The sequence below is a fragment of the Mesoflavibacter zeaxanthinifaciens subsp. sabulilitoris genome (assembly GCF_014191595.1).
Classification (GTDB): Bacteria; Bacteroidota; Bacteroidia; order Flavobacteriales; family Flavobacteriaceae; genus Mesoflavibacter; species Mesoflavibacter zeaxanthinifaciens.
Map to the genome: position 1 here is coordinate 201,299 of NZ_JACHWV010000004.1, position 22,020 is coordinate 223,318.

20 protein-coding genes and 1 tRNA gene are annotated in these 22,020 nt (G+C 32.3%); 15 read left to right on the forward strand and 6 right to left on the reverse strand.

Features of this window, described 5'->3' with window-relative positions; genetic code table 11:
• The first annotated feature begins 20 nt into the window (after positions 1-20).
• From FHS04_RS07430 to FHS04_RS07470, 9 genes are all read left to right on the forward strand, one after another.
• Positions 21-96, forward strand: a tRNA-Phe gene (locus FHS04_RS07430).
• A 134-nt stretch (positions 97-230) separates the two neighbouring features.
• Complete coding sequence (locus FHS04_RS07435; RefSeq protein WP_106679939.1) at positions 231-566, forward strand: arsenosugar biosynthesis-associated peroxidase-like protein; 336 nt, start codon at positions 231-233, stop codon at positions 564-566.
• Positions 567-569: 3 nt separating this feature from the next.
• Positions 570-1,634, forward strand: a complete 1,065-nt coding sequence (gene arsS / locus FHS04_RS07440) for an arsenosugar biosynthesis radical SAM (seleno)protein ArsS (protein ID WP_106679937.1) — start codon at positions 570-572, stop codon at positions 1,632-1,634.
• Between the two features lies 1 nt (position 1,635).
• Positions 1,636-2,127 carry a rhodanese-like domain-containing protein gene (locus tag FHS04_RS07445; RefSeq protein WP_106679935.1) on the forward strand — a complete coding sequence of 164 codons (492 nt, stop codon included), beginning with the start codon at positions 1,636-1,638 and terminating at the stop codon, positions 2,125-2,127.
• On the forward strand, positions 2,128-2,736 hold the full coding sequence (locus FHS04_RS07450; protein WP_106679933.1) for a TIGR04282 family arsenosugar biosynthesis glycosyltransferase: 609 nt from the start codon (positions 2,128-2,130) through the stop codon (positions 2,734-2,736). It begins immediately after the preceding gene.
• Positions 2,733-3,545 carry a purine-nucleoside phosphorylase gene (locus FHS04_RS07455; protein WP_106679931.1) on the forward strand — a complete coding sequence of 271 codons (813 nt, stop codon included), beginning with the start codon at positions 2,733-2,735 and terminating at the stop codon, positions 3,543-3,545. The genes FHS04_RS07450 and FHS04_RS07455 overlap by 4 nt, the downstream gene beginning before the upstream one ends.
• Before the next feature lie 348 nt (positions 3,546-3,893).
• On the forward strand, positions 3,894-4,862 hold the full coding sequence (gene arsM, locus FHS04_RS07460; protein WP_106679929.1) for an arsenosugar biosynthesis arsenite methyltransferase ArsM: 969 nt from the start codon (positions 3,894-3,896) through the stop codon (positions 4,860-4,862).
• Between the two features lie 55 nt (positions 4,863-4,917).
• Positions 4,918-5,616: a DUF547 domain-containing protein gene (locus FHS04_RS07465; RefSeq protein WP_106679927.1), complete on the forward strand. Its 699-nt coding sequence runs from the start codon at positions 4,918-4,920 to the stop codon at positions 5,614-5,616.
• Positions 5,609-6,418, forward strand: a complete 810-nt coding sequence (locus FHS04_RS07470) for a TIGR04283 family arsenosugar biosynthesis glycosyltransferase (protein ID WP_106679925.1) — start codon at positions 5,609-5,611, stop codon at positions 6,416-6,418. The genes FHS04_RS07465 and FHS04_RS07470 overlap by 8 nt, the downstream gene beginning before the upstream one ends.
• On the opposite strand, the gene FHS04_RS07475 is transcribed toward FHS04_RS07470, so the two are convergent.
• Positions 6,419-7,177: a metallophosphoesterase family protein gene (locus tag FHS04_RS07475; RefSeq protein ID WP_106679923.1), complete on the reverse strand. Its 759-nt coding sequence runs from the start codon at positions 7,175-7,177 to the stop codon at positions 6,419-6,421.
• A gap of 3 nt (positions 7,178-7,180) precedes the next feature.
• Positions 7,181-8,185, reverse strand: coding sequence for a glycoside hydrolase family 113 (locus tag FHS04_RS07480; RefSeq protein WP_106679921.1), 1,005 nt, complete (start codon positions 8,183-8,185; stop codon positions 7,181-7,183).
• Positions 8,186-8,279: 94 nt separating this feature from the next.
• Here FHS04_RS07480 and FHS04_RS07485 point away from each other — a divergent pair, with 94 nt between their 5' ends.
• From FHS04_RS07485 to FHS04_RS07510, 6 genes are all read left to right on the forward strand, one after another.
• Positions 8,280-9,584, forward strand: a complete 1,305-nt coding sequence (locus FHS04_RS07485) for an NAD(P)/FAD-dependent oxidoreductase (protein WP_106679919.1) — start codon at positions 8,280-8,282, stop codon at positions 9,582-9,584.
• Position 9,585: 1 nt separating this feature from the next.
• On the forward strand, positions 9,586-11,169 hold the full coding sequence (locus tag FHS04_RS07490) for a 4Fe-4S binding protein (RefSeq protein ID WP_106679917.1): 1,584 nt from the start codon (positions 9,586-9,588) through the stop codon (positions 11,167-11,169).
• 42 nt (positions 11,170-11,211) lie between these two features.
• Positions 11,212-11,901 carry a glycosyltransferase family 2 protein gene (locus tag FHS04_RS07495; RefSeq protein ID WP_106679915.1) on the forward strand — a complete coding sequence of 230 codons (690 nt, stop codon included), beginning with the start codon at positions 11,212-11,214 and terminating at the stop codon, positions 11,899-11,901.
• Positions 11,902-11,957: 56 nt separating this feature from the next.
• Positions 11,958-13,391, forward strand: a complete 1,434-nt coding sequence (locus tag FHS04_RS07500; RefSeq protein ID WP_221184965.1) for a cellulose synthase family protein — start codon at positions 11,958-11,960, stop codon at positions 13,389-13,391.
• 169 nt (positions 13,392-13,560) lie between these two features.
• Positions 13,561-14,922: a glycosyltransferase family 87 protein gene (locus FHS04_RS07505; RefSeq protein WP_106679913.1), complete on the forward strand. Its 1,362-nt coding sequence runs from the start codon at positions 13,561-13,563 to the stop codon at positions 14,920-14,922.
• A gap of 111 nt (positions 14,923-15,033) precedes the next feature.
• Complete coding sequence (locus FHS04_RS07510; RefSeq protein WP_106679911.1) at positions 15,034-15,294, forward strand: heavy-metal-associated domain-containing protein; 261 nt, start codon at positions 15,034-15,036, stop codon at positions 15,292-15,294.
• A gap of 50 nt (positions 15,295-15,344) precedes the next feature.
• Here the strand turns inward: FHS04_RS07510 and FHS04_RS07515 are convergent, their stop codons facing one another.
• Genes FHS04_RS07515 through FHS04_RS07530 form a run of 4 tightly spaced genes read right to left on the reverse strand, consistent with a single transcriptional unit; the run spans position 15,345 to position 22,019 of the window.
• Positions 15,345-16,769, reverse strand: a complete 1,425-nt coding sequence (locus FHS04_RS07515; RefSeq protein WP_106679909.1) for an alpha-amylase family glycosyl hydrolase — start codon at positions 16,767-16,769, stop codon at positions 15,345-15,347.
• An 18-nt stretch (positions 16,770-16,787) separates the two neighbouring features.
• Positions 16,788-17,978, reverse strand: coding sequence for an alpha/beta hydrolase-fold protein (locus FHS04_RS14355; protein ID WP_106679907.1), 1,191 nt, complete (start codon positions 17,976-17,978; stop codon positions 16,788-16,790).
• On the reverse strand, positions 17,975-19,903 hold the full coding sequence (locus FHS04_RS07525; RefSeq protein WP_181256133.1) for a glycoside hydrolase family 13 protein: 1,929 nt from the start codon (positions 19,901-19,903) through the stop codon (positions 17,975-17,977). Before FHS04_RS07525 ends, FHS04_RS14355 begins: the two co-directional genes overlap by 4 nt.
• Position 19,904: 1 nt before the next feature.
• Positions 19,905-22,019, reverse strand: coding sequence for a glycoside hydrolase family 97 protein (locus FHS04_RS07530; RefSeq protein WP_106679905.1), 2,115 nt, complete (start codon positions 22,017-22,019; stop codon positions 19,905-19,907).
• Between the last annotated feature and the right edge of the window lies 1 nt (position 22,020).

Here is a 22,020-nt window from a genome sequence, read left to right on the forward strand (position 1 = left end):
GCATCCGCAATAATGCAACTGGTGCCTTAGCTCAGTTGGTAGAGCAAAGGACTGAAAATCCTTGTGTCCCTGGTTCGATTCCTGGAGGCACCACCACTAAAAACCCGAACAAATTGTTCGGGTTTTTTGGTTTTTACAATCTTCTTTTAAAAAAAATGTAATAAGCCAATATTTTTTTCGACATAAAACTGTAATTTCACTTTTTACGTAACTAAATACAAACACCAATTATGTCAAAAACTTACTATGATCCTGCCGATTTAAGAAAATTTGGAAAAATCTCTGACTGGAACGAAGAGCTTGGTTCAAAATTTTTCGATTATTACAATACCGTTTTTCAAGAAGGCGCATTATCTGAAAGAGAAAAATCTTTAATCGCTTTAGCTGTTGCTCACACAATTCAATGTCCATATTGTATTGATGCATACACTGGAGACGGTTTACAACGCGGAATCACTAAAGAAGAAATGATGGAAGCCTTACATGTTGCAGGCGCAATTCGTGGTGGCGCATCTTTAGTGCATGGTGTACAAATGATGAATAAAGTAAATAAATTAGAAGGTTAATTTATGTCTAAATTAAAAACCCAATCTTTACATAAACGCGATAGTGAATTAGCAAATACAAATAAACAGTTAGAAATTTTGTCTAATGGTATCTTTGCTAATGGCGAATTACCCACTTTTAAAGATAAAATTGCAGAAAGCAATCAATTCCCCCTTAAACCAAAACCTTTAGAAATCTTACAAATTAATGTAGGATATATGTGTAATCAAGTTTGCGAGCATTGTCATGTAGACGCAGGACCAGATCGAAAGGAAATTATGACGAAAGAAACTATGCAACAATGCTTAGACGTTATAAAATCTACTGGTGCACATACTTTAGACCTTACTGGTGGCGCACCAGAAATGAATCCTAATTTTAGATGGTTTGTAGAAGAAGCTTCTAAAGCTGGTGTAAAAGACTTTATAGTTCGATCTAACCTTACTATTATTCGTGCTAACAAAAAATATCACGACTTACCAGGCTTCTTTAAAAAACATAACGTACATGTAGTATCGTCAATGCCACACTGGACAAGAGGAAAAACAGATAAACAACGTGGCGAAGGTGTTTTTGACCAATCCATACAAGCTCTAAAAGATTTAAATGCTGTTGGATATGGTATGCCAGACAGCAATCTAAAATTAGATTTAGTTTATAATCCATCTGGCGCTTTCTTACCGGCTAATCAAGCTGCGATGGAAAAAGATTTTAAAAAGGCTTTGCTTGAAGATTTTGGTATTCAATTCCATAATTTATTTGCAATCACTAATTTACCTATTAGCCGCTTTTTAGATTTCCTAATTGCTAGTGAAAATTATGAAGATTACATGTACGCTTTAGTAGATGCATTTAATCCTTCGGCTGTAGCAAATGTAATGTGCACAAATACACTATCTGTAAGTTGGGATGGTTATTTATACGACTGCGATTTTAATCAAATGCTAGATTTAAAAGTCGCTAGTAAAACCAAACATATTAGCAACTATAATGAAGAAGTTTTACAAAACAGAGATATCATAATTTCTCAACATTGTTATGGTTGTACTGCTGGTGCAGGAAGTAGTTGTCAAGGTACTGTAGCTTAAAATGAAGGTAGTTTTTTTATACATATTTACCTTAATAGGAGTTCAAAGTTTTGGACAAAAAACTTTAAATGATGTATTGAAAAAACACAATCGTTCTGATATACCTTACATTAGTGTACAAGAGTTAGCTATGCCAAAAACCAAAGCTAAAATTTTGGACGCTAGAAGTTTTGAAGAATATAAAGTAAGTCATCTAAAAGATGCTGTATTTGTAGATTTTGAAAATTTCGACATAGAAAAAACAACTCAACTTATTTCTGATAAAAACGAAATGATTGTCGTGTATTGCTCTATTGGTGTACGATCTGCAAAAATTGCTCAGCAATTAAAAGATGAAGGCTACACCAATGTTTTCAATTTGTATGGTGGTATTTTTGAATGGAAAAATAACAATTTTTCAGTTTTTGATTTAAATGAAAAAGCAACCGAAAAAGTACATGTTTACGACAAAAATTGGTCTAAATGGTTAACTAAAGGTGAAAAAGTATTTTAAATGAATCAGAAAAATCTCATCATAACATTCACACGTAATCCAGAATTAGGAAAGGTAAAAACTAGATTAGCTAAAACTATTGGCAATCCTTCCGCTTTAGCGATATATAAAAAATTATTAGAACATACCGAAAGTGTGTTGAGACCATTAAACTGCGATAAAGCTGTCTATTATTCTGTAAAAATTAGAGAAAACGACGTTTGGGATAACTCTATTTACCAAAAACACCAACAACACGGTAATGATTTAGGTCAAAGAATGGCAAATGCCTTTAAACACGGTTTTGAAAATGATTATAAAAAAATAATCATAGTTGGCAGCGATCTTTACGACTTAAAACCAGAACACATTAACCAAGCGTTTGATGCGTTAGACAACAATGATGTCGTGCTTGGACCTGCCGAAGATGGCGGTTATTATTTATTAGGAATGAAGGAATTATACGCTAAATTATTTCAAAATAAAAATTGGGGAACAAGTAGCGTTTTAAAAGAAACTTTAGACAATTTAGAGCAAGAAAATGTATTTTTGTTAGAGACCTTAAACGATATTGACATTTACGAAGACATAGAAAAATATAACGATTTAAAAGCATTAATTAAACCATGATAAAATACATTAATAAAACTGTAGATTATTTAAAAGATAAAGGATTTGAACAACCAGAAATAGGGATTATTTTAGGCACTGGTTTAGGACAATTACCAAGTCATCTAGAAACCATTGCAGAAGTAAGTTATAATCATATTCCGCACTTCCCTACTGCTACAGTCGAGTTTCATAAAGGCAAATTAATTTTTGGCAAACTAGCAGGCAAAAAAGTAATTGTCATGCAAGGTCGTTTTCATATTTACGAAGGGTACACCTTACAAGATGTAACTTATCCTGTTAGAGTGATGGAAAAATTAGGTATAAACACTTTGTTAGTTTCTAACGCTGCTGGAGCTATAAATTTAGATTTTAAAAAAGGCGAACTTATGCTAATCGACGATCATATTAACTTACAAGGTAGTTCGCCTTTAGCTTTTCAAGGTGTAGAAGCACTTGGCGAGCGTTTTGCAGATATGAGTGCACCTTACAATCTAGAAATTAACGCTAAAATTAAAGACATTGCTAAGCGTAACAACATAACTTTACACGAAGGTGTTTACGCTAGTGTTGTTGGTCCGCAATTAGAAACTCGTGCAGAATACAGAATGCTAAAATTAATTGGTGCAGATGCTGTTGGGATGAGTACCGTTCCAGAAATTATAGTCGCTAATCACTTAAATTTAAAAGCTGCTGCTGTTTCTGTGTTGACAGACGAATGTGATCCTGACAATCTAAAACCAGTAGATATACAAGAAATCATAGCTATGGCAAATAAAGCCGAACCTGATATGATTACAATCTTTAAAGAATTAATAGAAACACTTTAATAGTTGGTAGTATTTAGCAGAAAGTTTGCATTCAAAACTGACACTGAATACTGAAGATAAAAGATAGAAAACTTAAAATATTGGGATAACTTTTTTTTGATAAAAAGTCTAATCCTATTCAATGTTTAACATTGAGTTTTGAAATGCAGAATATTAAAATTAAATCGTTAATAATTTTTGAAACCTTGGAGAAAATTTAGATTTAATTTTAGGTTTTTATTCCTCTAAAAGGAATAAAAAATTCCTCATTTCAATATGATTTTTTGGTTCGTTTTGTATCAAGACAAAATGAACGTTTAAAAGATATTAACAATTAAAAAAAATCCTGCCTACGCAGGAAAATAGATTATGAGTTACTTAAACACCACAAAAGACGTTTACAAAGAAGCTGCACTAACACCAGATGTTGGCTTATGTTGTACTACAAATCCTATTTGGGAATTACCAGGATTAAAAATCCCAAAAATCATGCAAGAGATGAATTACGGTTGCGGATCAACCGTTCATCCTCGAGATTTAACTAACAGCCCAAAAATACTTTACGTTGGTGTTGGTGGCGGAATGGAGTTACTGCAATTCGCCTATTTTTCTCGTCAAAAAAACGGTGTTATTGGTGTAGATGTTGTAGATGAAATGTTAGACGCTTCACGTAAAAATTTTAAAGAAGCCGAAGCACAAAACCCTTGGTTTAAAAGTGAATTTGTAGACCTTAAAAAAGGTGATGCTTTAAACTTACCTGTTGAAGATAACAGCATTGATGTTGCAGCGCAAAACTGCTTATTCAATATTTTTAAAGCTGAAGAATTAAAGAAAGCAATAGACGAAATGTACCGTGTTTTAAAACTTCATGGTCGTTTAGTGATGAGTGATCCAACTTGCGAGCAACCAATGAATGATACGTTACGCAACGACGAAAGATTACGCGCACTTTGTTTAAGCGGTAGTTTACCAATTGCTGAGTATGTAAAAGCTTTAACCGATGCTGGTTTTGGAACTATCGAAATTAGAGCCAGAAAACCATACCGTATTTTAGATCCAAAACATTACCCAACAGACGAGCTAATCTATATAGAATCTATAGAAGTTGCCGCTATAAAAGATCCAATGCCTACAGATGGACCTTGCATTTTCACAGGTAAAGCAGCTATTTATTATGGTGAAGACGATTATTTTGACGATAAAGCTGGTCACGTTTTATTAAAAAACCAACCATTGGCAATTTGCGATAAAACTGCTGGTGCTTTAGCTAGTCTTGGTAGAGATGATATTTTTATTAGTGAATCTACCTTCCATTACGATGGTGGCGGATGCTGCTAGTCGATAATCGACATTTAACCATTAAAAACGTTTAACTAAAAAATAAAAAACTATTATGAAACACTTTATTTATCTATTTATTTTTAGTTGGACGTTTTTTGGTTTTTCTCAAGATTTAGATCATAAATTATGGTCAGAATTATTATCTAAACATGTTTCAGAATCTGGAGAAGTAAATTACAAGTCTTTCAAAAAAGATTCTGTAAAACTTAGAGACTACATATCATATTTATCTAAAAATACGCCTTCAGATAGCGCTACTAAAAATGAAAAATTAGCCTACTGGATTAATCTATACAATGCGTTGACTGTAGATTTAATTGTGCGTCATTACCCAATAAAATCTATCAAAGACATAAAAAATCCTTGGAAACAGCGATTATGGAAAACTGCAAATCTCAGTTATAATTTAGATGAAATTGAACATGATATTCTAAGAAAAATGAACGAGCCTCGAATTCATTTTGCTATTGTTTGCGCATCAATTTCTTGTCCAAAACTTCAAAACAAAGCTTTTAAAGCAAATACTTTAGATGCTCAATTAACTAAAGCTACTAAAGCATTTCTGGCGGATAACACTAAAAATGAAATCACTAAAAATCAATTAAAACTCTCTAAAATTTTCAAGTGGTTTAGCAAAGATTTTGAAACTAACGGAACTGTTATTGATTTTATAAATCTATACACTTCACCTACAATTTCTAAAGACGCAAAAATTAACTACAAAGATTATAATTGGAATTTAAATGAATAGAATTTCTATCATAATTCCTATGTTAAATGAAGCAGAACACATTGGCAAATTGCTTCAACACCTTATTGAAAACGCTAAACAAAAAACCCAATTAGAACTTATTGTTGTTGATGGCGGAAGCACTGATAATTCGGTTGAAATAGTTAAGAAAATGATTAACGTCACATCAAGTGGTTCTGATTGTAATGAAGAATTGAATCGAGATGCTAGAAAAGTTCTCGATACAAAATTTTCAACAGAAAATTTCACTCGAACTGACGCTGAAGATAGAATAAAAATTATCTTACTGAATTCTAAAAAAGGACGCGCCAAACAGATGAATGTTGGCGCAAAAGCTGCAACAGGAACTATATTATATTTTTTACATGCCGATTCTTTTCCTCCTGAACACTTTGATCAATTCATTTTAAATGAAATACAAAAGGGTAACTACGCAGGTTGTTTTAGATTAAAATTTGATAGTAACCATTGGTGGTTACTTTTGGCTGGTTGGTTTACAAAATTTAATTTTAAAGCGTGTCGTGGCGGCGACCAAAGTTTATTTGTTTCAAAAGCATTGTTTAATAAAATTGGTGGTTTTGATGAGTCTTATATTATTTACGAAGACAATATTTTTATAAGTCAGTTATATGATTGCAATCAATTTACTGTAATTAATTCACCTATAATTACCTCTTCAAGGTTATATAAAAAACATGGTGTGTTTAAACTTCAATATCATTTTTGGATGATATATTTAAAAAAGTGGTTTGGCGCTTCTGCTAGTGAATTACACGAATATTATAAAGAAAATATTGGGTAATTATTTTTTTCTTTTAATTAAACGATATGGATTAGTATTTCTTCCAGATTCGTTAGGATACATTTTGTAAACTTCATCACTTTGAAACACCTGTTTTGTATCCAAATCTATTGCCGACAACTTACCTGTAAGTGCTGCGCCAGTATCTACATTCCAGATATTAACAGCATGCATTGGTTGATCTTGAGAAAACCTGATAGTTGGTGTATGACCAATAAAAATTTCAGTGTAGTGTTTTAATCGGTTTGGGTATAATTCTGAGTGTTTTTCAATGCGTTTATCCATGGTTATTGCCATTTCCCAAAGTGTACGATCGTAATAAAAATTCTCAATTTGGTATTCTCTTTCAACACCATGAACAGATGTAAATCCTGCATGAATAAACAGCCTATCATGTTCATCTAAGTGATACATTTGCATTGCTTCAAAAAACTGTAAATGTTGCTGCTTTTCTTCATCGGAAAAAGCTTTATAACTCTCAATAGTTTCTTTTCCGCCATGTTGATACCAAGATTGATTAATCAAGTTTTCTCTAAGCCAATCTTCGCACCAAGCGTCATGATTTCCTTTTATAAAAATACAAGTATTAGTTTTAGACAATGCTATTAAATATTGAATGACTTGAGCAGATTCGCTCCAACCATCTACGTAATCTCCTAAAAATATAAGACGATCTTCTTCTATTACATTTGCACGTTCTAATAGTTGAATTAGCGCTTTTAATCCGCCATGTATATCTCCAATAACTAATGTTCTCATAGATTATTTTTTATAATACTGTCTAATAATTTCTTCTGTAGGTTTGTTTTGTGGTGTAAACATATTGTCTTTTGCGCCGCCAGATTGCTCGTAATTATGAAACCACTTCCAAACAAATCCACCAGCAAACCAATCTTCTTCCCAAAAGGTTTTAAATAAAGCATTTGTGGTATTTACTTGCGCTTCTAGATTTGGAGTTGCTTCATAATTACCGGTTAACCATGGTTTTTTTCCAGAAAAATCAAAACTACGGTAACCAAATTCAGTAAACAAAATAGGCTTTTTTGTGTTTTTTTGTACATTTTTAATATCTGGTAAATGCGCATTCCAACCTTGCAAACAATCTTCTACAGTTGGTGTTTTTAAATCACTTACAGGAAAATACGCGTCTATTCCAACGTAGTCTAAATCTGACCAAAATGGTGTTTTTGTAAACTCGTTCCAATTGGCTGCATATGTAAGTTTACCTTTGTAAATGGTTCTAATTTTTTTAATTAATTGCGTCCAAAACTTTGGTCTATGTGATACAAAATTTTCAAGTTCTGTACCAATACAAAACATTTCGGCGTTGATGTCTTCGGCTACTTTTGCAAAATCTAAAATAAAGTTTTCATAAGTCTGTTCTAGTTCTTGCCATTCTTCTTCAGTATTCATTTTTATAAAACCTGTAAATTCGCCACGCCAAACCCAAATTTGAGGCTTTATCATTACTTTAATTTGTTGTTTTTTAAGTGTTTTAACGTACTGCTTTACACCTTTATCAGTTTCGCCAAACCATTGTCTATCGGTATTATAAATAATTTCTGGATGCTCTAAACTTTTAACAAATCCAAAAGGCATAATCGCAGCATAATTAGCATTTAAATTTAGAACTGGTTTGGTATGTTTTTCTGAAATACTATCGCGAGACGCCACAAAACTTACACCATTAATTTTTTCTGTTTTAGGCAAAGTCATACTACACGAAACCAATAATAAGACCATACACAAAAGTGAAAAGTGCTTCATAACTGTTAATTTATTTATAAATTTAAACAAAGTTGAATAATGTAATTAAGGTTTTAACAAATGCTTCGACTTAAAGCCTAACTAAACTAATTGTATGGAACACATAGCCATAATAGGTAATGGTATATCTGGCGTGACTTTAGCAAGACACATTAGAAAATTATCTGATAAAAAAATCACCATTATATCTGCTGAAAGCGATTATTTTTTCTCTCGTACTGCGCTTATGTATGTATATATGGGACACATGAAGTTTGAACACACACAACCTTATGAAAATTGGTTTTGGAAGAAAAACAATATTGACTTAAAAAAAGGTTATGTTAATAATATTGATACCGACAATAAAACACTTCATTTTGCTGAAAGCGATCAAATGAGTTATGACAAATTAGTCATCGCAACAGGTAGCAAACCTAACAAGTTTGGTTGGCCAGGTGAAGACCTAAAAGGTGTACAAGGCTTATACAGCAAGCAAGATTTAGAAAATCTTGAAATCTACGCACCAAACAATAAAGTTTGTAAACGTGCCGTCATTGTTGGTGGTGGATTAATTGGTATTGAATTGGCAGAAATGCTAAATTCCAGAAATATTCCGGTAACATTTTTAGTTCGCGAAAGCAGTTTTTGGAATAGCGTTTTACCTGAAGGCGAAAGCCAAATGATAAACAGACACATTAAAAATCATCATATAGATTTAAGACTTTCAACTAATTTAAAAGAAATCATTTCGGGTGAAAATGGAAAAGTAAAATCCATCATCATTGAAGAAACTGGCGAAGAAATTCCTTGTGATTTTGTAGGCTTAACTGCAGGTGTAACACCAAATATTTCATTTTTAAAAGAAAGCAATATTGAAACCAATAAAGGCGTTTTAGTCAATCGGTTTTTAGAAACTAACATTAAAGATGTGTATGCAATCGGTGACTGTGCCGAACAACGTGAGGCTATAGGTAACCGCAGACCAATTGAAGCAGTTTGGTACACAGGTCGCATGATGGGCGAAACTTTAGCGCAAACTATTTGCGGCAATAAACTAGAATATAAGCCAGGACATTGGTTTAACAGCGCAAAATTTTTAGATATTGAATACCAAACCTATGGTTGGGTTCATGGTAAAAAAGGAAAACCGGATTACGAAGCTCATTTTCATTGGAAACATGAAGACGACACCAAATGTATGACCATAGCTTATCACAGAGACACTAACGAGTTCTTAGGCATCAATACCTTTGGCATAAGAATGCGACACGAAGTTTTTGACAAATGGCTCACCGAAAAACGCGATTTAGACTATGTGATTAATCATTTAGAAGTAGCCAATTTTGATCCAGAATTCTATAAGCGATTTGAAAACGAGATAAAAGCAAGCTATAATAACACTTTACAAACTAACTAACATGAGCTTAAAATTAAATTACAGCATGTCTTTGGCTAATTCTTATGGATTAACAAAAACTCAAAAAACAGCTTCAGCAGTTTGTATACTTGGTTTGTTCATTTTGGCTTTAGCTTTATTTAACGTTCAATTTCCTAATAAAGCAATTACTCTAACTATCGCTTTAAGCCTAATGTTTGTTGGCGCTATTTGGTTTTCTAACAGCTTGTATTTAGACAAATCTAAAGGCATAAAAAATGATGGTGTTTGGTTTAAATCTTTATCCGCTAGAGGACTAATTGGTTGGTTAATTGGTGTTGTTTTAACCTTATTTTACATCGTACTTTATTTTTATCCGCAATATTTAGGTTTAGGGCAAAAAGGTGAAGAAAACACAGGTTTAGTAGCGCTTTTTGATCTGTTAAGTCAGCTTTTAAGCGGAAGAAACGCCAGCCAATGGTTTGTTTATGGTACGTTGTACACGGTTGCGATTTTGGTCTTTGGCTATAAATTCATTTTAAAATATAGACACAATCGCTATGAGCAAATCAGGACTATTTCGGTTATGTTTTTTCAATTGGCTTTTGCCTTTTTAATTCCTGAATTTATGTACGTGATGAACAGTGATTTACCGTACTACGATTTAAAAAATATTTGGCCTCTTAATTATTATAATTTTGAAAGTTACCGTATTAAAGCTTTTATAAGCGCTGGAAATATTGGATTAGCTATGCTAATTTTTGGGATTGTTTCAATATTTATTATCACGCCAATTTTAACCTACAAATACGGTAAACGTTGGTACTGTTCTTGGGTTTGTGGTTGTGGTGGATTAGCCGAAACAGCTGGTGATAGCTTTAGACAATTAAGCGACAAATCTCAATTTGCTTGGAAGGTAGAGCGTTGGGTAATTCACTCGGTTTTAGTATTTGTTGTACTTATGACTACAGCTGTAATACACAGTTATTTGGGTAATGATACCAGCAAATATTGGCTTACAAAATCGTCGTTTTTAATTTTTGTTGCTTCTTTTTTAACTATCATTTTTGCAGGTACAATGATTTTTAAAAGAAATGAACTAGCAAAAGACGCTAAATATGGTGCTATTGGCTACTTTGTAATTATCATGGCGTTATTTGCTTTGCACTATTTTAGTAAAGACAATTCGTTATTTTTATTTAAATCTGAAAGTTTAAGAAAAAGCTACGGATTTTTAATCGGTTCTATATTTTCTGGTGTTATTGGTACAGGCTTCTACCCTATTTTTGGCAGTCGTGTTTGGTGTAGATTTGGTTGTCCTATGGCGGCAATATTAGGATTTCAGCAACGTTTATTTTCAAAATTCAGAATTACTACCAACGGTGGGCAATGTATTTCTTGTGGAAATTGCTCTACCTATTGCGAAATGGGAATTGATGTCCGTGCTTATGCACAAAAAGGCGAAAACATTGTACGATCAAGCTGCGTTGGATGTGGTATTTGCAGTGCTGTTTGCCCAAGAGGTGTTTTAAAATTAGAAAACGACAGCATGAAAGGTCGTATTAACCCTAACGAAATCCTTCTTGGAAACGATGTAGATTTAATGGATTTAATAAATAACAAATAATCCAAAAACAATTGTATTTTTGCGCTAAGATTAAATGCCTAAATGCCCAAAATAAAAGTCATTATTCCTGCTTTTAACGAGCAAGACTCAATTGCAAATGTTATACAAGACATTCCTTCTTTAGTAGAAGAAGTTATTGTAGTTAGCAACAATTCTACAGACCTTACAGAAGTTAATGCAAAACATGCAGGTGCAACCGTATTAACTGAAAACAGAAAAGGTTATGGTTATGCGTGTTTAAAAGGAATGGACTACATCTCTAAGCAAAAATCTAAACCTGATATTATTGTATTTTTAGATGGTGACTATAGTGATTATCCAGAAGAACTTACTAAAATAATTGCTCCTATTATTGAAGATAATATTGACTTAGTTATTGGTAGTCGTGTTAAAGAATTAAGAGAAGATGGTGCTATGACACCTCAACAAATCTTCGGAAATTGGCTAGCAACCAAATTAATGTCACTTTTTTTTAAGGCTAAATTTACAGACCTTGGTCCCTTTAGAGCTATTAAGTACGAAAAGCTGTTAGCCCTTAATATGGTTGACAAAACGTACGGTTGGACAGTAGAAATGCAGTTAAAAGCATTAAAGCAAAAACTTAGTTATACAGAAGTACCTGTAAACTACAGAAATAGAATTGGTGTCTCAAAAGTTTCAGGAACCATAAAAGGTAGTATATTTGCAGGCATAAAAATTTTGTCCTGGATTTTCAAATATAGTTTTAAATAGTGATTTTAGAAACCACATTAATAGTTATTTACAGCATTTCGCTAATTTTAATATTCATGTACGCGTTAGCGCAATTAAACTTAATGTTTAATTATTTAGCAGCTCAACGTAAAAAAGATAAGTGTCCAAAATTCAATTTAAATAATCCAGAAGAAGTACCTTACGTTACCATACAACTTCCTGTATTTAACGAGTTGTATGTTATGGACAGATTATTAGACAACATTGCTTTAATAGATTATCCAAAGGACAAGTTAGAAATTCAAGTTTTAGACGATTCTACAGACGAAACCGTAATTACAACCAAAGCACACGTAGAAAAGCTTGCAGCAACAGGATTAGACATCAAACATATTACCAGAACCAACAGACAAGGGTTTAAAGCTGGCGCATTAAAAGAAGGATTAGAAATTGCAAAAGGAGAATTTATTGCCATTTTTGATGCCGATTTCTTACCAGAACACGATTGGTTACAAAAAACAATCCCATATTTTAAAAATGATAAAATTGGTGTTGTACAAACACGTTGGGCTCATATCAACCGTGATTATTCAACATTAACAAAAATACAAGCATTTGCTTTAGATGCACATTTTACATTAGAGCAAGTTGGACGTAATAGTAAAGGTCATTTTATCAACTTTAATGGTACTGCTGGCGTATGGCGTAAAGATTGTATTATTGATGCAGGAAATTGGGAAGGCGATACACTTACTGAAGATTTAGATTTAAGTTACCGTGCACAGCTTAAAAACTGGGAATTTAAATATCTAGAAGATGTCGAAACACCAGCCGAATTACCTGTAGTTATCAGTGCAGCAAGATCACAACAATTTAGATGGAATAAAGGTGGCGCAGAAAACTTTAGAAAAATGCTTTGGCGCGTTTTAACTAGCAAGAATATTTCTGCTAAAACCAAATTACACGGTATTTTACACTTATTAAACAGTACCATGTTTTTAAACGTATTAATTGTTGGTATTTTAAGTATACCAATGCTTTACATTAAAAACGAATACGCACATTTAAGACCATACTTTTACATTATGAGCTTTTTTGTGATGAGCACAATTATCTTTTTTGTTTGTTATTGGATTATGTACAAACGTAGTCATGGTAACACGTTTAAAGATTTTATCAAATATATTGGTATGTTCTTTACGTTTTTCTCTATCGCAATGGGCTTTTCTTTACATAATTCTATTGCAGTTTTAGAAGGACATATTGGTAAACGAAGCGAGTTTGTACGTACACCAAAATTCAACATTAGTTCACTTAAAGATAGTTGGAAAGGCAATAAATATTTACGCAAAAACATTAGTATTAACGTTGTTTTTGAAGGTCTTTTAATGCTTTATTTCGCTTTCGGAATGTACAGCGCATTCATAGTTGGTGATCAAGGTGGTGATTTTGGATTATTCCCTTTCCACTTAATGCTTACAATTGGTTTTGGATTTGTATTCTTTAAGTCTTTAACGTCAAAAGCTTAGATTTTTTGGGCGTTACCACAAGTGGTCGCGCTATCCATTACTAGTTTTGGCTCGATGCAAGCCTCGCCAAAAGCTAACCATTACTATCGCTAACGCATGTACTTGCCAACAACAAGTCCTAAACCTACTATAAAGCTTACTTTACAGCTTTATTAGCTATATTTGAGTAATGCAAATAAATACAACATTTTTCAAACTAAATAAGATTTCAATACTTCTTACGTTTGCTTGTTTATTATTCTATTTTAGTTTTGCCTACAATTTAGCACGGACAGACTATATTAAGCTTATAACGCTTTATGTAGCTTTATTTATAGTAAGTTATAAATTAATACAAATAACTAGTGGTAAGTTTAAGTTTTTACTTGTAGCAGCCATTTTATGCCGGCTTGTGTTTTTATTAGCAACTCCAAATCTATCTCAAGATTTTTATCGCTTTATTTGGGATGGATATCTCAATCAATTAGGTATCAATCCTTACCTATATTCTGCTACCGAAATTGTTAATCAAAACTTAGCACAACAAATGTCCAACCAACAACAACTTTACGATGGTATGGGCTGGCTTAGTCAAGGTAACAACAGTAATTATCCGCCTATTAATCAGTTGTTTTTTGTGCTTGGTAATTGGTTTCCGGGAAGCAGTATACTAAGTTCTATAATTGGAATGCGCATATGTATTATCCTTGCTGATATTGGAGTGATATTTTATGGAAGAAAATTATTAAGAGCTTTTCAACTTCCAGAAAATTCTATTTTTATATATGCGTTAAATCCTTTAATTATTATTGAATTAACTGGTAATTTGCATTTTGAAAGCATTATGATATTTTTTATCATATTTAGTCTTTACCTTCTTCATAAAGGCAAATGGTTTTGGTCTGCTTTATGTTTTGCATTTGCAATTTCAACTAAATTAATACCTGTTTTATTATTACCATTTTTTATAAAATGGTTTTTAAAACACCACAACTTAAAATCCTTAATTGGTTTTTATGCTGTTATTGGTATTACTGTACTATTATTATTTTCACCCTTTATAAGTTCAGATTTTATTACAAATTATTCTAAAACAACAGCGCTTTGGTTTAATAATTTTGAATTTAATGCTAGTATCTATTACATAGCAAGAGCTATTGGGTACAGTATATCTGGATATAATCAAATTGCTATTATTGGTAAATGCTTAGCTTTTTTAATTTTTATAATTGTTTGGTCTTTAGCTTTGTTTAGAAAAGTAAATAATATGCAACAATTAATAGTTAACATGCTTTTAGGCTTGACAGTTTATTTTTTATTAAGCACTACCGTTCATCCATGGTATTTAGCTACGTTGGTACTTCTTTCGGTGTTTTCTAACTACAAATATGTAATAGTCTGGAGCTTAGTTATCGTGTTAAGTTACCTAGCATATGCAAATAAAGATAATACCGAAAACTTGTGGTTAATTGGTATTGAATATTCTATCGTATTTCTATTTATTATTGGTGAAATTTTCAACCTAAAAACTATCAAAAACATTAAAATATAACAGCATTTTAACGCAAATGTTAAAATAATTAGGAATAGTGTATTTTAACATTTTGTAACTTTATGATACTTAATAAATGGTTAGCTAACTAGCCAATCTAAAACAATTATCATGAGTTTAATATCAGAAAACGTTATCCCTGGTAACCATGGGAAAGTATTTGAAACCAATGCAAAACAACTTGAAGATTTAGAGTTAATTAAAAACGCTGCTTTAAGAGTTGACGGTGTAGAAAACGTTATTATAGATGCAGATACCTACCCAAAACAATTTACGGTACAAACCTCTAAATTAGTAGAGGTTATTACGATAGAAAACGAGATTAATAAAACTGGTTTTCATGCCATTCCTAAATCTATCTTTCCTTTATAAAAAAAGCGCCTAAAAAGGCGCTTTTTAAAATTCAAATAAATAGTGTAAAACTATTGCTTTACATAAATTTTGTATGTGTTTGGTGCTAACTCAATTGCATCGCCTTTTAATTGGGTTGGTTGATTAGCAATGTAATCTAAATAACTTCCTTTTTGAGGTACGTTTGTTTTAATACTTTCATCTGAAATGTTTGCAACAAAAATAACCTCATCATCATCTTTTGTTCTGCTAAATGCAATCACACTTGGTCCTGCGTCTATTGCATTGTAAGCAGCTGCGTCTTTACCTCCATTTAAGGCTAAATTCGTATTTTTTAATTCGCCTAAACGTTGTAATAACGTAAAGTAATCTCCTTTAGTTTTAGGGATGCTATCTTTTTCAAAAAACAATAATCTGTGATCTAAATCATACTCTTGCCCAGAATAAATTAAAGGCATACCAGGCATGGTATAAATTAAAGCTGTAAATAGCTCTTTATTATTTGGCATACGTTCTCTTAAAGTTCCTGACCAAGAATTTTCGTCGTGATTAGTTACAAAGTTCATGTTGATATCATCGTCTTGCAACACTGTATCTTGCTTTTTAATATACGCTTGAAAATCGTCAGCATTTTTTTCTCCTTTAGCTAGTTCATTTAATAAATGATGTCCTTCCCAAGCATACTGCATGTCAAATGCCTTTTCTAACAATGCTGGTTGTTCTGCTTCTGCAAGCATAAAAACAGGTTTTATTTGCTTTAATTCTTTAGTCACTTCTTCAAAGAAATCTTGTGGCACTTTGTGCGCAACATCCATACGGTAACCATCAATATTAGCTTCGGTTAACCAATATTTTAGATCGTTAATCATTTCTTTACGCATCTCCGTATTATCATAATTTAAATCGGCAACATCAGTCCATCCCCAAGATTCACCTGTTTCAGGATTGATTGGATCTATAATTTCTCCTTTATCGTTTTGAGTGTACCAATCTGGATGAGCAGTAATCCATGGATGATCCCAACCTGTATGATTTGGTACCCAATCTACAATTACATAAATTCCATTATCATGTGCAGTATCTACTAAATTTTTAAAATCTTCTAGATTACCAAACTCTGGATTTATGGCTTTATAATCTGATACAGAATAGTAACTACCTAAATATTTTTCGCGTTCTTTTTCATCTTCAATATCGCTAGTAAATTGACCATCTGTAGCCTTTCTTTTAACTTTAGAGATTGGATTTATTGGCATTACCCAAATCACTTTTACACCTAAATCTTTTAAAACAGGTATATCTTTAGTAAACGCATTAAATGTGCCTTCTGGTGAGTATTGACGTATATTGACTTCGTAAATAATTCCGCTTTCTATATCTTCTTCTGTAATAGGTTTAAATGTGTCTTCTTGATTCGTTGTTGCTATAGATTGTTTTTGCTCTTCTTTACAAGCAAAAAACATAGTTATTACAACTAATAGGAATATTTTTTTCATATGTATTATTTATTTGTTTTATAGTTTGAATAACCAAGTTATAGCTTCTTCAAAGCTATTTTTCCAAAGTTTTTCGTTGTGTTTACCTTCTGGTTCTATTTTAGAATTAATATTTTGAGCAGGAAATCCTCCTGATTTTAAAAGCTCAATCATAATGTCCATATCTTTTGCGGTTTTGCTAATACCTTCAAAAGTTGGATTACCTCCTTCTTTTCCGCCAGCTAAAAAGTATAGTCTTAAATCTTTAATATTTGAATGCTCTTTACTGAAATCAAAAACTTCTTCTGAATACCAAAACGAAGGTGAAAACACGCCTGCTTTACCAAAAACATCTGAATATTGTAAAGCTGTATAGTGTGAAATTAATCCGCCCATAGACGACCCTATAATTGCTGTATTGTTTTTATCGGCTTTTGTTCTGTAAGTTTTATCTATTTTTGGTTTAAGTGTATTGACTATAAATTTTGCATAGTCCATACCTTGACCTTTACCAAATTTTTGATGATTCCAAGGAGAGTATTCATTTAAACGTTTTTCTCCTCCATTATCTATTGCTACTACGATTATACTAAAGCCTTTTTCTTCGTATAATTTATCTAAAGTTTCATCTACTTGCCATTCTCCACTGTATGATGTTTTTTTATCAAATACATTTTGACCATCATGCATATAGAGTACAGGATAATTATCTTCTGAATTATGATAATTTGGCGGTAAATAAACTCTAATAGTACGTTGTCTATCTAATTGAGGCATTAAGAAATTGTCTTCAAAAATGGATACATTTTTTGATGCGGTTGAAGGGCTTTCAGTAATTTCTCCTGTTTTCCAGTTAACAATTTCAACGTTTACAGTTTCGTCTTTACCGTCAAAACTATAAGTTCTATTTTCTATTGGGTTTCCGTCTAATTGACACTCTACAGACTCCCAATTTCCTTTAGTAAATTTAAAGTTGATTTGCTCTCTGTATTTAGGAATAGAAATACTGTAAATTTCATTTTTTTTATTCAACTTAAATTGGTCTTTTCCGCCAGACCAACCTTCAAAATCTCCTGAAATAAAAATGTCTTCTTCAAAATTATGGTTTTCTGGAAGTTTGTTGATTTTAAAGGTCACAACTTCTTCTCCTAAAATAGGATTTTCGTTTTCCTTTTTACAAGAAAAACATACAAATAGCGTTAAAAAATATATGACAACTATATTTTTCATTTTTTAGTTGTTAGTATTAAGCTTCCTTTTTTATCAAGTTGAATTGTGTCTTCCCAAATTATAGTTTGACCAGAAACGATATTGGTTAACGTCTTTCCTTTTAATCCAACTTCGTTATAACGGTTTAAGTCTATTGTTATTGGATTTTCGTTTTTATTAATGATATGAACTACGGTTTCATCTTCTGCAATTCTAAATAAAAAGTAAGTCCCATTAAATGGTGCAAAATGTATGGTTTTACCATTATGTATGGCATTACTTTCTTTTCTATAATTAAGTAATGTTTTTATATAGCGTTGCATATCTAATTGCTCTTCTGTTAACCCTTTACCTGTAAACGCATTTACAGCATCATCTTGCCAACCGCCAGGAAAATCTGTACGAATTAATCCATGATCACCAGGTTTTTCAAAATCGTCCATTAAAATTTCTGTTCCGTAATAGATTTGAGGTATTCTTGGTAAGGTTAACATGTAACTTAATGCTGTTTTAGTTTTTGTTATATCACCATTAAACTGAGTAAAAACTCTACTTTTATCATGATTATCTAAAAAGATCATGATGTCTTTTGGTGATGTATAACTAAAATCGTTAGCTAATCCTTCGTACATTTTAATCAAACCACGATCCCAAGCTTCGTCTTGATTTAAAGCGTCTACAATATTTTGGTTCATTGCAAAATCCATTGTCGATTTTAAATGCCCATTGTAGCCATCTTTATTTTTATGTCCTGCTTGCCAATACCCAATAAGTAATGGATTATAACTCCACTCTTCTCCAACAATACTAAAGTTAGGATACTCTGTCATTATTTGTTTTGCCCAACTAGACATAAAATCTTTGTCAGGATATGGATAGGTATCTTGTCTAATTCCGCTAAGCTTTAAAGTTTCGATCCACCAAATGCTATTTTGCGTAATGTATTTAGCCATAAAAGGATTACGCTGGTTTAAATCTGGCATTGTTGGGACAAACCAACCTTCGGTCATTTCATTTTTATCTTGATTTGATGCGTATAAATCTTGGTTAACGGTACGTCTGTGATTAGAATTATTTAAAGGTTCTCTTTTTTCAAATTTAGATTGCTGATTGACCCAATCTTTAAACGGTAAATCTTTCATCCACCAATGAGAAACTCCGCAATGATTTGCGACTTGATCCATAATCATTCCCATACCTTTTTCTCTAGCTTTTTGAGATAGATTAATGTACTCTTCCATAGTCCCAAAACGAGGATCTACTTGATAATAATCTGTAATTGCATATCCATGATATGAGCCATTTTCCATATCGTTTGTTAGCAGTGGACAAGACCAAACTTGTGTAAAGCCCATATCGCTAATGTAATCTAAATGATTAGTAATCCCAGTTATATCACCACCATGACGTTTGTAGTCGTGACTTCTATCTACATCTTGCTCGTTTAGACCTTTTATACTATCATTATTTGGATTACCGTTAGAAAAACGGTCTGGCGTGATTAAATAAATAGCATCACTACTATCAAAACCAACAAATTGGTCTACTGCTTTGTCTCTGTCTTTTAGTTGATAGGTTTGTACTAATTTAGTACCATCTTCAAATTTAAAATTAATATTAAACTGTCCTGATTTTGCTATTTCTGAAATTTCTAAATCAATAAATAGATAATTTGGGCTATCTGCTTTATTAACTTTTTTAATAGCAACACCAGCATAAGATATACTTGGTGTTGCTTTTGAAATATTTGGATGATGAACCAATAACTGAAGTGATGTCTCTTTAAAACCAACCCACCAATGTGGCGGCTCTACACGGTTTACTTCATTTTTAATTTCTGTTACTGTTTCGGTTTTAGTATTTAATGCTTCGTCTTCTTCATTTTTACATGAAAAAAATAATGTTAGCATTGCAAAAAACAGCACTATGTTTTTAGTTAATTTCATCTTATTTATTTTCTATAATACTAATTGCATATCCACCACCAGGAACAGATAACTGAGAAATTTTTGACTTACTAGTTACCTTTTTAGTTGAAATTTTATAAGCCTGAGGATTTGTTTTATAATGTGCATCTTTTGCATCTGCATAAATTGTTGCAGTATATGTTTTGTCCTTGTCTAAAAAGTCTAATTTAATTGTAGATTTTCTTGGATTATTACCATTTACATTACCCACAAACCAATTATTAGACCCTTTTTCTTTACGTGCTACAGTTAAATAATCTCCTGGTTCTGCTTCTATATAAATACTCTCGTCCCAGTCTATTGCAACATCTTTTATAAATTGAAACGCATCCATAAACTGCTCATAATGCTCTGGTAAATCTGCAGCCATTTGTAATGGGCTATACATGGTTACATATAAAGCTAATTGGTTTGCAATGGTACTATTTACGTGCGAATTATTATCAGGATTTAGTTTGCTAATATCCATCTCGAAAATACCTGGAGTATAATCCATTGGTCCACCAATTAAACGTGTAAACGGTAGAATGGTAACGTGGTTTGGTTTAGAGCCACCAAATGCCTGAAACTCGGTTCCTCTTGCAGACTCATTACCAATTAAGTTAGGATATGTTCTGCAAATACCTGTTGGTCTAACCGCTTCGTGTGCGTTAACCATAACTTCATATTCTGCAGCTTTTTCTATAGCATATTGATAGTGATTAACAATCCATTGGCTATAATGATGCTCGCCACGAGGTAAAATATTACCTACGTAACCACTTTTTACAGCATCGTAACCGTTATCTTTCATAAACTGGTATGCTTCATCCATGTGACGCTCGTAATTTCTTACAGACGAAGACGTTTCATGATGCATGATCATTTTTACGCCTTTAGATTTTGCGTAAGCATGAATTTCTTCTACATCAAAATCTGGGTAAGGTGTTACAAAATCAAATACATAGTCTTTAGATTGACCAAACCAATCTTCCCAACCTTCATTCCAACCTTCAACTAAAACACCATCAAAACCATGTTTTGCTGCAAAGTCTATATAACGCTTTACGTTTTTATTGTTTGCTGCGTGAGTTCCGTTTGGTTTCACTTTTGTAAAATCGGTCTCACCTAATTTTACTGATGGCAAATCGTTGGTGTATGACCAAGAGCTTTTACCTGTAATCATTTCCCACCAAACACCAATATATTTTACTGGTTTAATCCAAGATGTGTCTTCTATTGCGCAAGGTTCGTTTAAGTTTAAGGTTAGTTTTGAGGCTAAAATATCTCTAGCATCATCACTTACTATTATTGTACGCCAAGGTGTTTTTGTTGGTGACTGTAAATAACCTTTATCGCCTCTAGCATCTGGTGTTAAGTGTGAATTAAAAATAAAGTTTTTATCATCTAGATCTAATGATAAACAAGAGTAATTAATTAAAGCAGCTTCATGTAAATTGATGTATAGACCTTTATCGGTTTTCATCATTAAAGCTGTTTGTACACCTGTTTTAGAAAACTGTTCTTGAGAGGCGTTACCTGTTACTGCTTTATCAAATAAGCCTCTAATTTCTGAAAGTTTTGATTTTGTATAATCGTACTCTTGCGTGTCATAATCACCAGGAATCCAAAATGCAGTATGATCTCCTGTCATTGCAAATTGTGTACGTTCTTCTTTTATGGTAAAGTACACTAAGTTTTTTTGCGTAGGAAACTCGTATCTAAACCCTAAACCATCATCAAACAACCTAAAATTAACAACCATAATTCGGTCTGTTTCATTTTGTGTTAAAGTTACTTTTAACTGATTGTAATGATTAGTTATCTCTTTAACTTCTCCCCAAACCGGTTGCCATGTATCTTTAAAAGTAGATGTACTAGTATCTGTAACTTTAAAATCATCTAACAATGATTTTTTATCGTTTTTAAGATGAAACCCTAAACGACTTTCTTTTATAACTTCTTGATTTTTGTATTGTAATTTGTAAGTTGGTGTTCCGTCTTCCTGAAGTGAAAATTGCATGGTTAACTCGCCATTAGGTGATGTTAACTGTTGCGCAGTTACAACGCTTACAGAAAGACAAAGTAATATGATTAATGGTTTTAGTAATTTCATT

Bases quoted from the DNA above. Each gene is read 5' to 3' on its own strand.
- FHS04_RS07435 (WP_106679939.1), top strand. From the start codon at position 231: ATGTCAAAAACTTACTATGATCCTGCCGATTTAAGAAAATTTGGAAAA.
- arsS (WP_106679937.1), top strand. From the start codon at position 570: ATGTCTAAATTAAAAACCCAATCTTTACATAAACGCGATAGTGAATTA.
- FHS04_RS07445 (WP_106679935.1), top strand. From the start codon at position 1,636: ATGAAGGTAGTTTTTTTATACATATTTACCTTAATAGGAGTTCAAAGT.
- FHS04_RS07450 (WP_106679933.1), top strand. From the start codon at position 2,128: ATGAATCAGAAAAATCTCATCATAACATTCACACGTAATCCAGAATTA.
- FHS04_RS07455 (WP_106679931.1), top strand. From the start codon at position 2,733: ATGATAAAATACATTAATAAAACTGTAGATTATTTAAAAGATAAAGGA.
- arsM (WP_106679929.1), top strand. From the start codon at position 3,894: ATGAGTTACTTAAACACCACAAAAGACGTTTACAAAGAAGCTGCACTA.
- FHS04_RS07465 (WP_106679927.1), top strand. From the start codon at position 4,918: ATGAAACACTTTATTTATCTATTTATTTTTAGTTGGACGTTTTTTGGT.
- FHS04_RS07470 (WP_106679925.1), top strand. From the start codon at position 5,609: ATGAATAGAATTTCTATCATAATTCCTATGTTAAATGAAGCAGAACAC.
- FHS04_RS07475 (WP_106679923.1), bottom strand. From the start codon at position 7,177: ATGAGAACATTAGTTATTGGAGATATACATGGCGGATTAAAAGCGCTA.
- FHS04_RS07480 (WP_106679921.1), bottom strand. From the start codon at position 8,185: ATGAAGCACTTTTCACTTTTGTGTATGGTCTTATTATTGGTTTCGTGT.
- FHS04_RS07485 (WP_106679919.1), top strand. From the start codon at position 8,280: ATGGAACACATAGCCATAATAGGTAATGGTATATCTGGCGTGACTTTA.
- FHS04_RS07490 (WP_106679917.1), top strand. From the start codon at position 9,586: ATGAGCTTAAAATTAAATTACAGCATGTCTTTGGCTAATTCTTATGGA.
- FHS04_RS07495 (WP_106679915.1), top strand. From the start codon at position 11,212: ATGCCCAAAATAAAAGTCATTATTCCTGCTTTTAACGAGCAAGACTCA.
- FHS04_RS07500 (WP_221184965.1), top strand. From the start codon at position 11,958: ATGTACGCGTTAGCGCAATTAAACTTAATGTTTAATTATTTAGCAGCT.
- FHS04_RS07505 (WP_106679913.1), top strand. From the start codon at position 13,561: ATGCAAATAAATACAACATTTTTCAAACTAAATAAGATTTCAATACTT.
- FHS04_RS07510 (WP_106679911.1), top strand. From the start codon at position 15,034: ATGAGTTTAATATCAGAAAACGTTATCCCTGGTAACCATGGGAAAGTA.
- FHS04_RS07515 (WP_106679909.1), bottom strand. From the start codon at position 16,769: ATGAAAAAAATATTCCTATTAGTTGTAATAACTATGTTTTTTGCTTGT.
- FHS04_RS14355 (WP_106679907.1), bottom strand. From the start codon at position 17,978: ATGAAAAATATAGTTGTCATATATTTTTTAACGCTATTTGTATGTTTT.
- FHS04_RS07525 (WP_181256133.1), bottom strand. From the start codon at position 19,903: ATGAAATTAACTAAAAACATAGTGCTGTTTTTTGCAATGCTAACATTA.
- FHS04_RS07530 (WP_106679905.1), bottom strand. From the start codon at position 22,019: ATGAAATTACTAAAACCATTAATCATATTACTTTGTCTTTCTGTAAGC.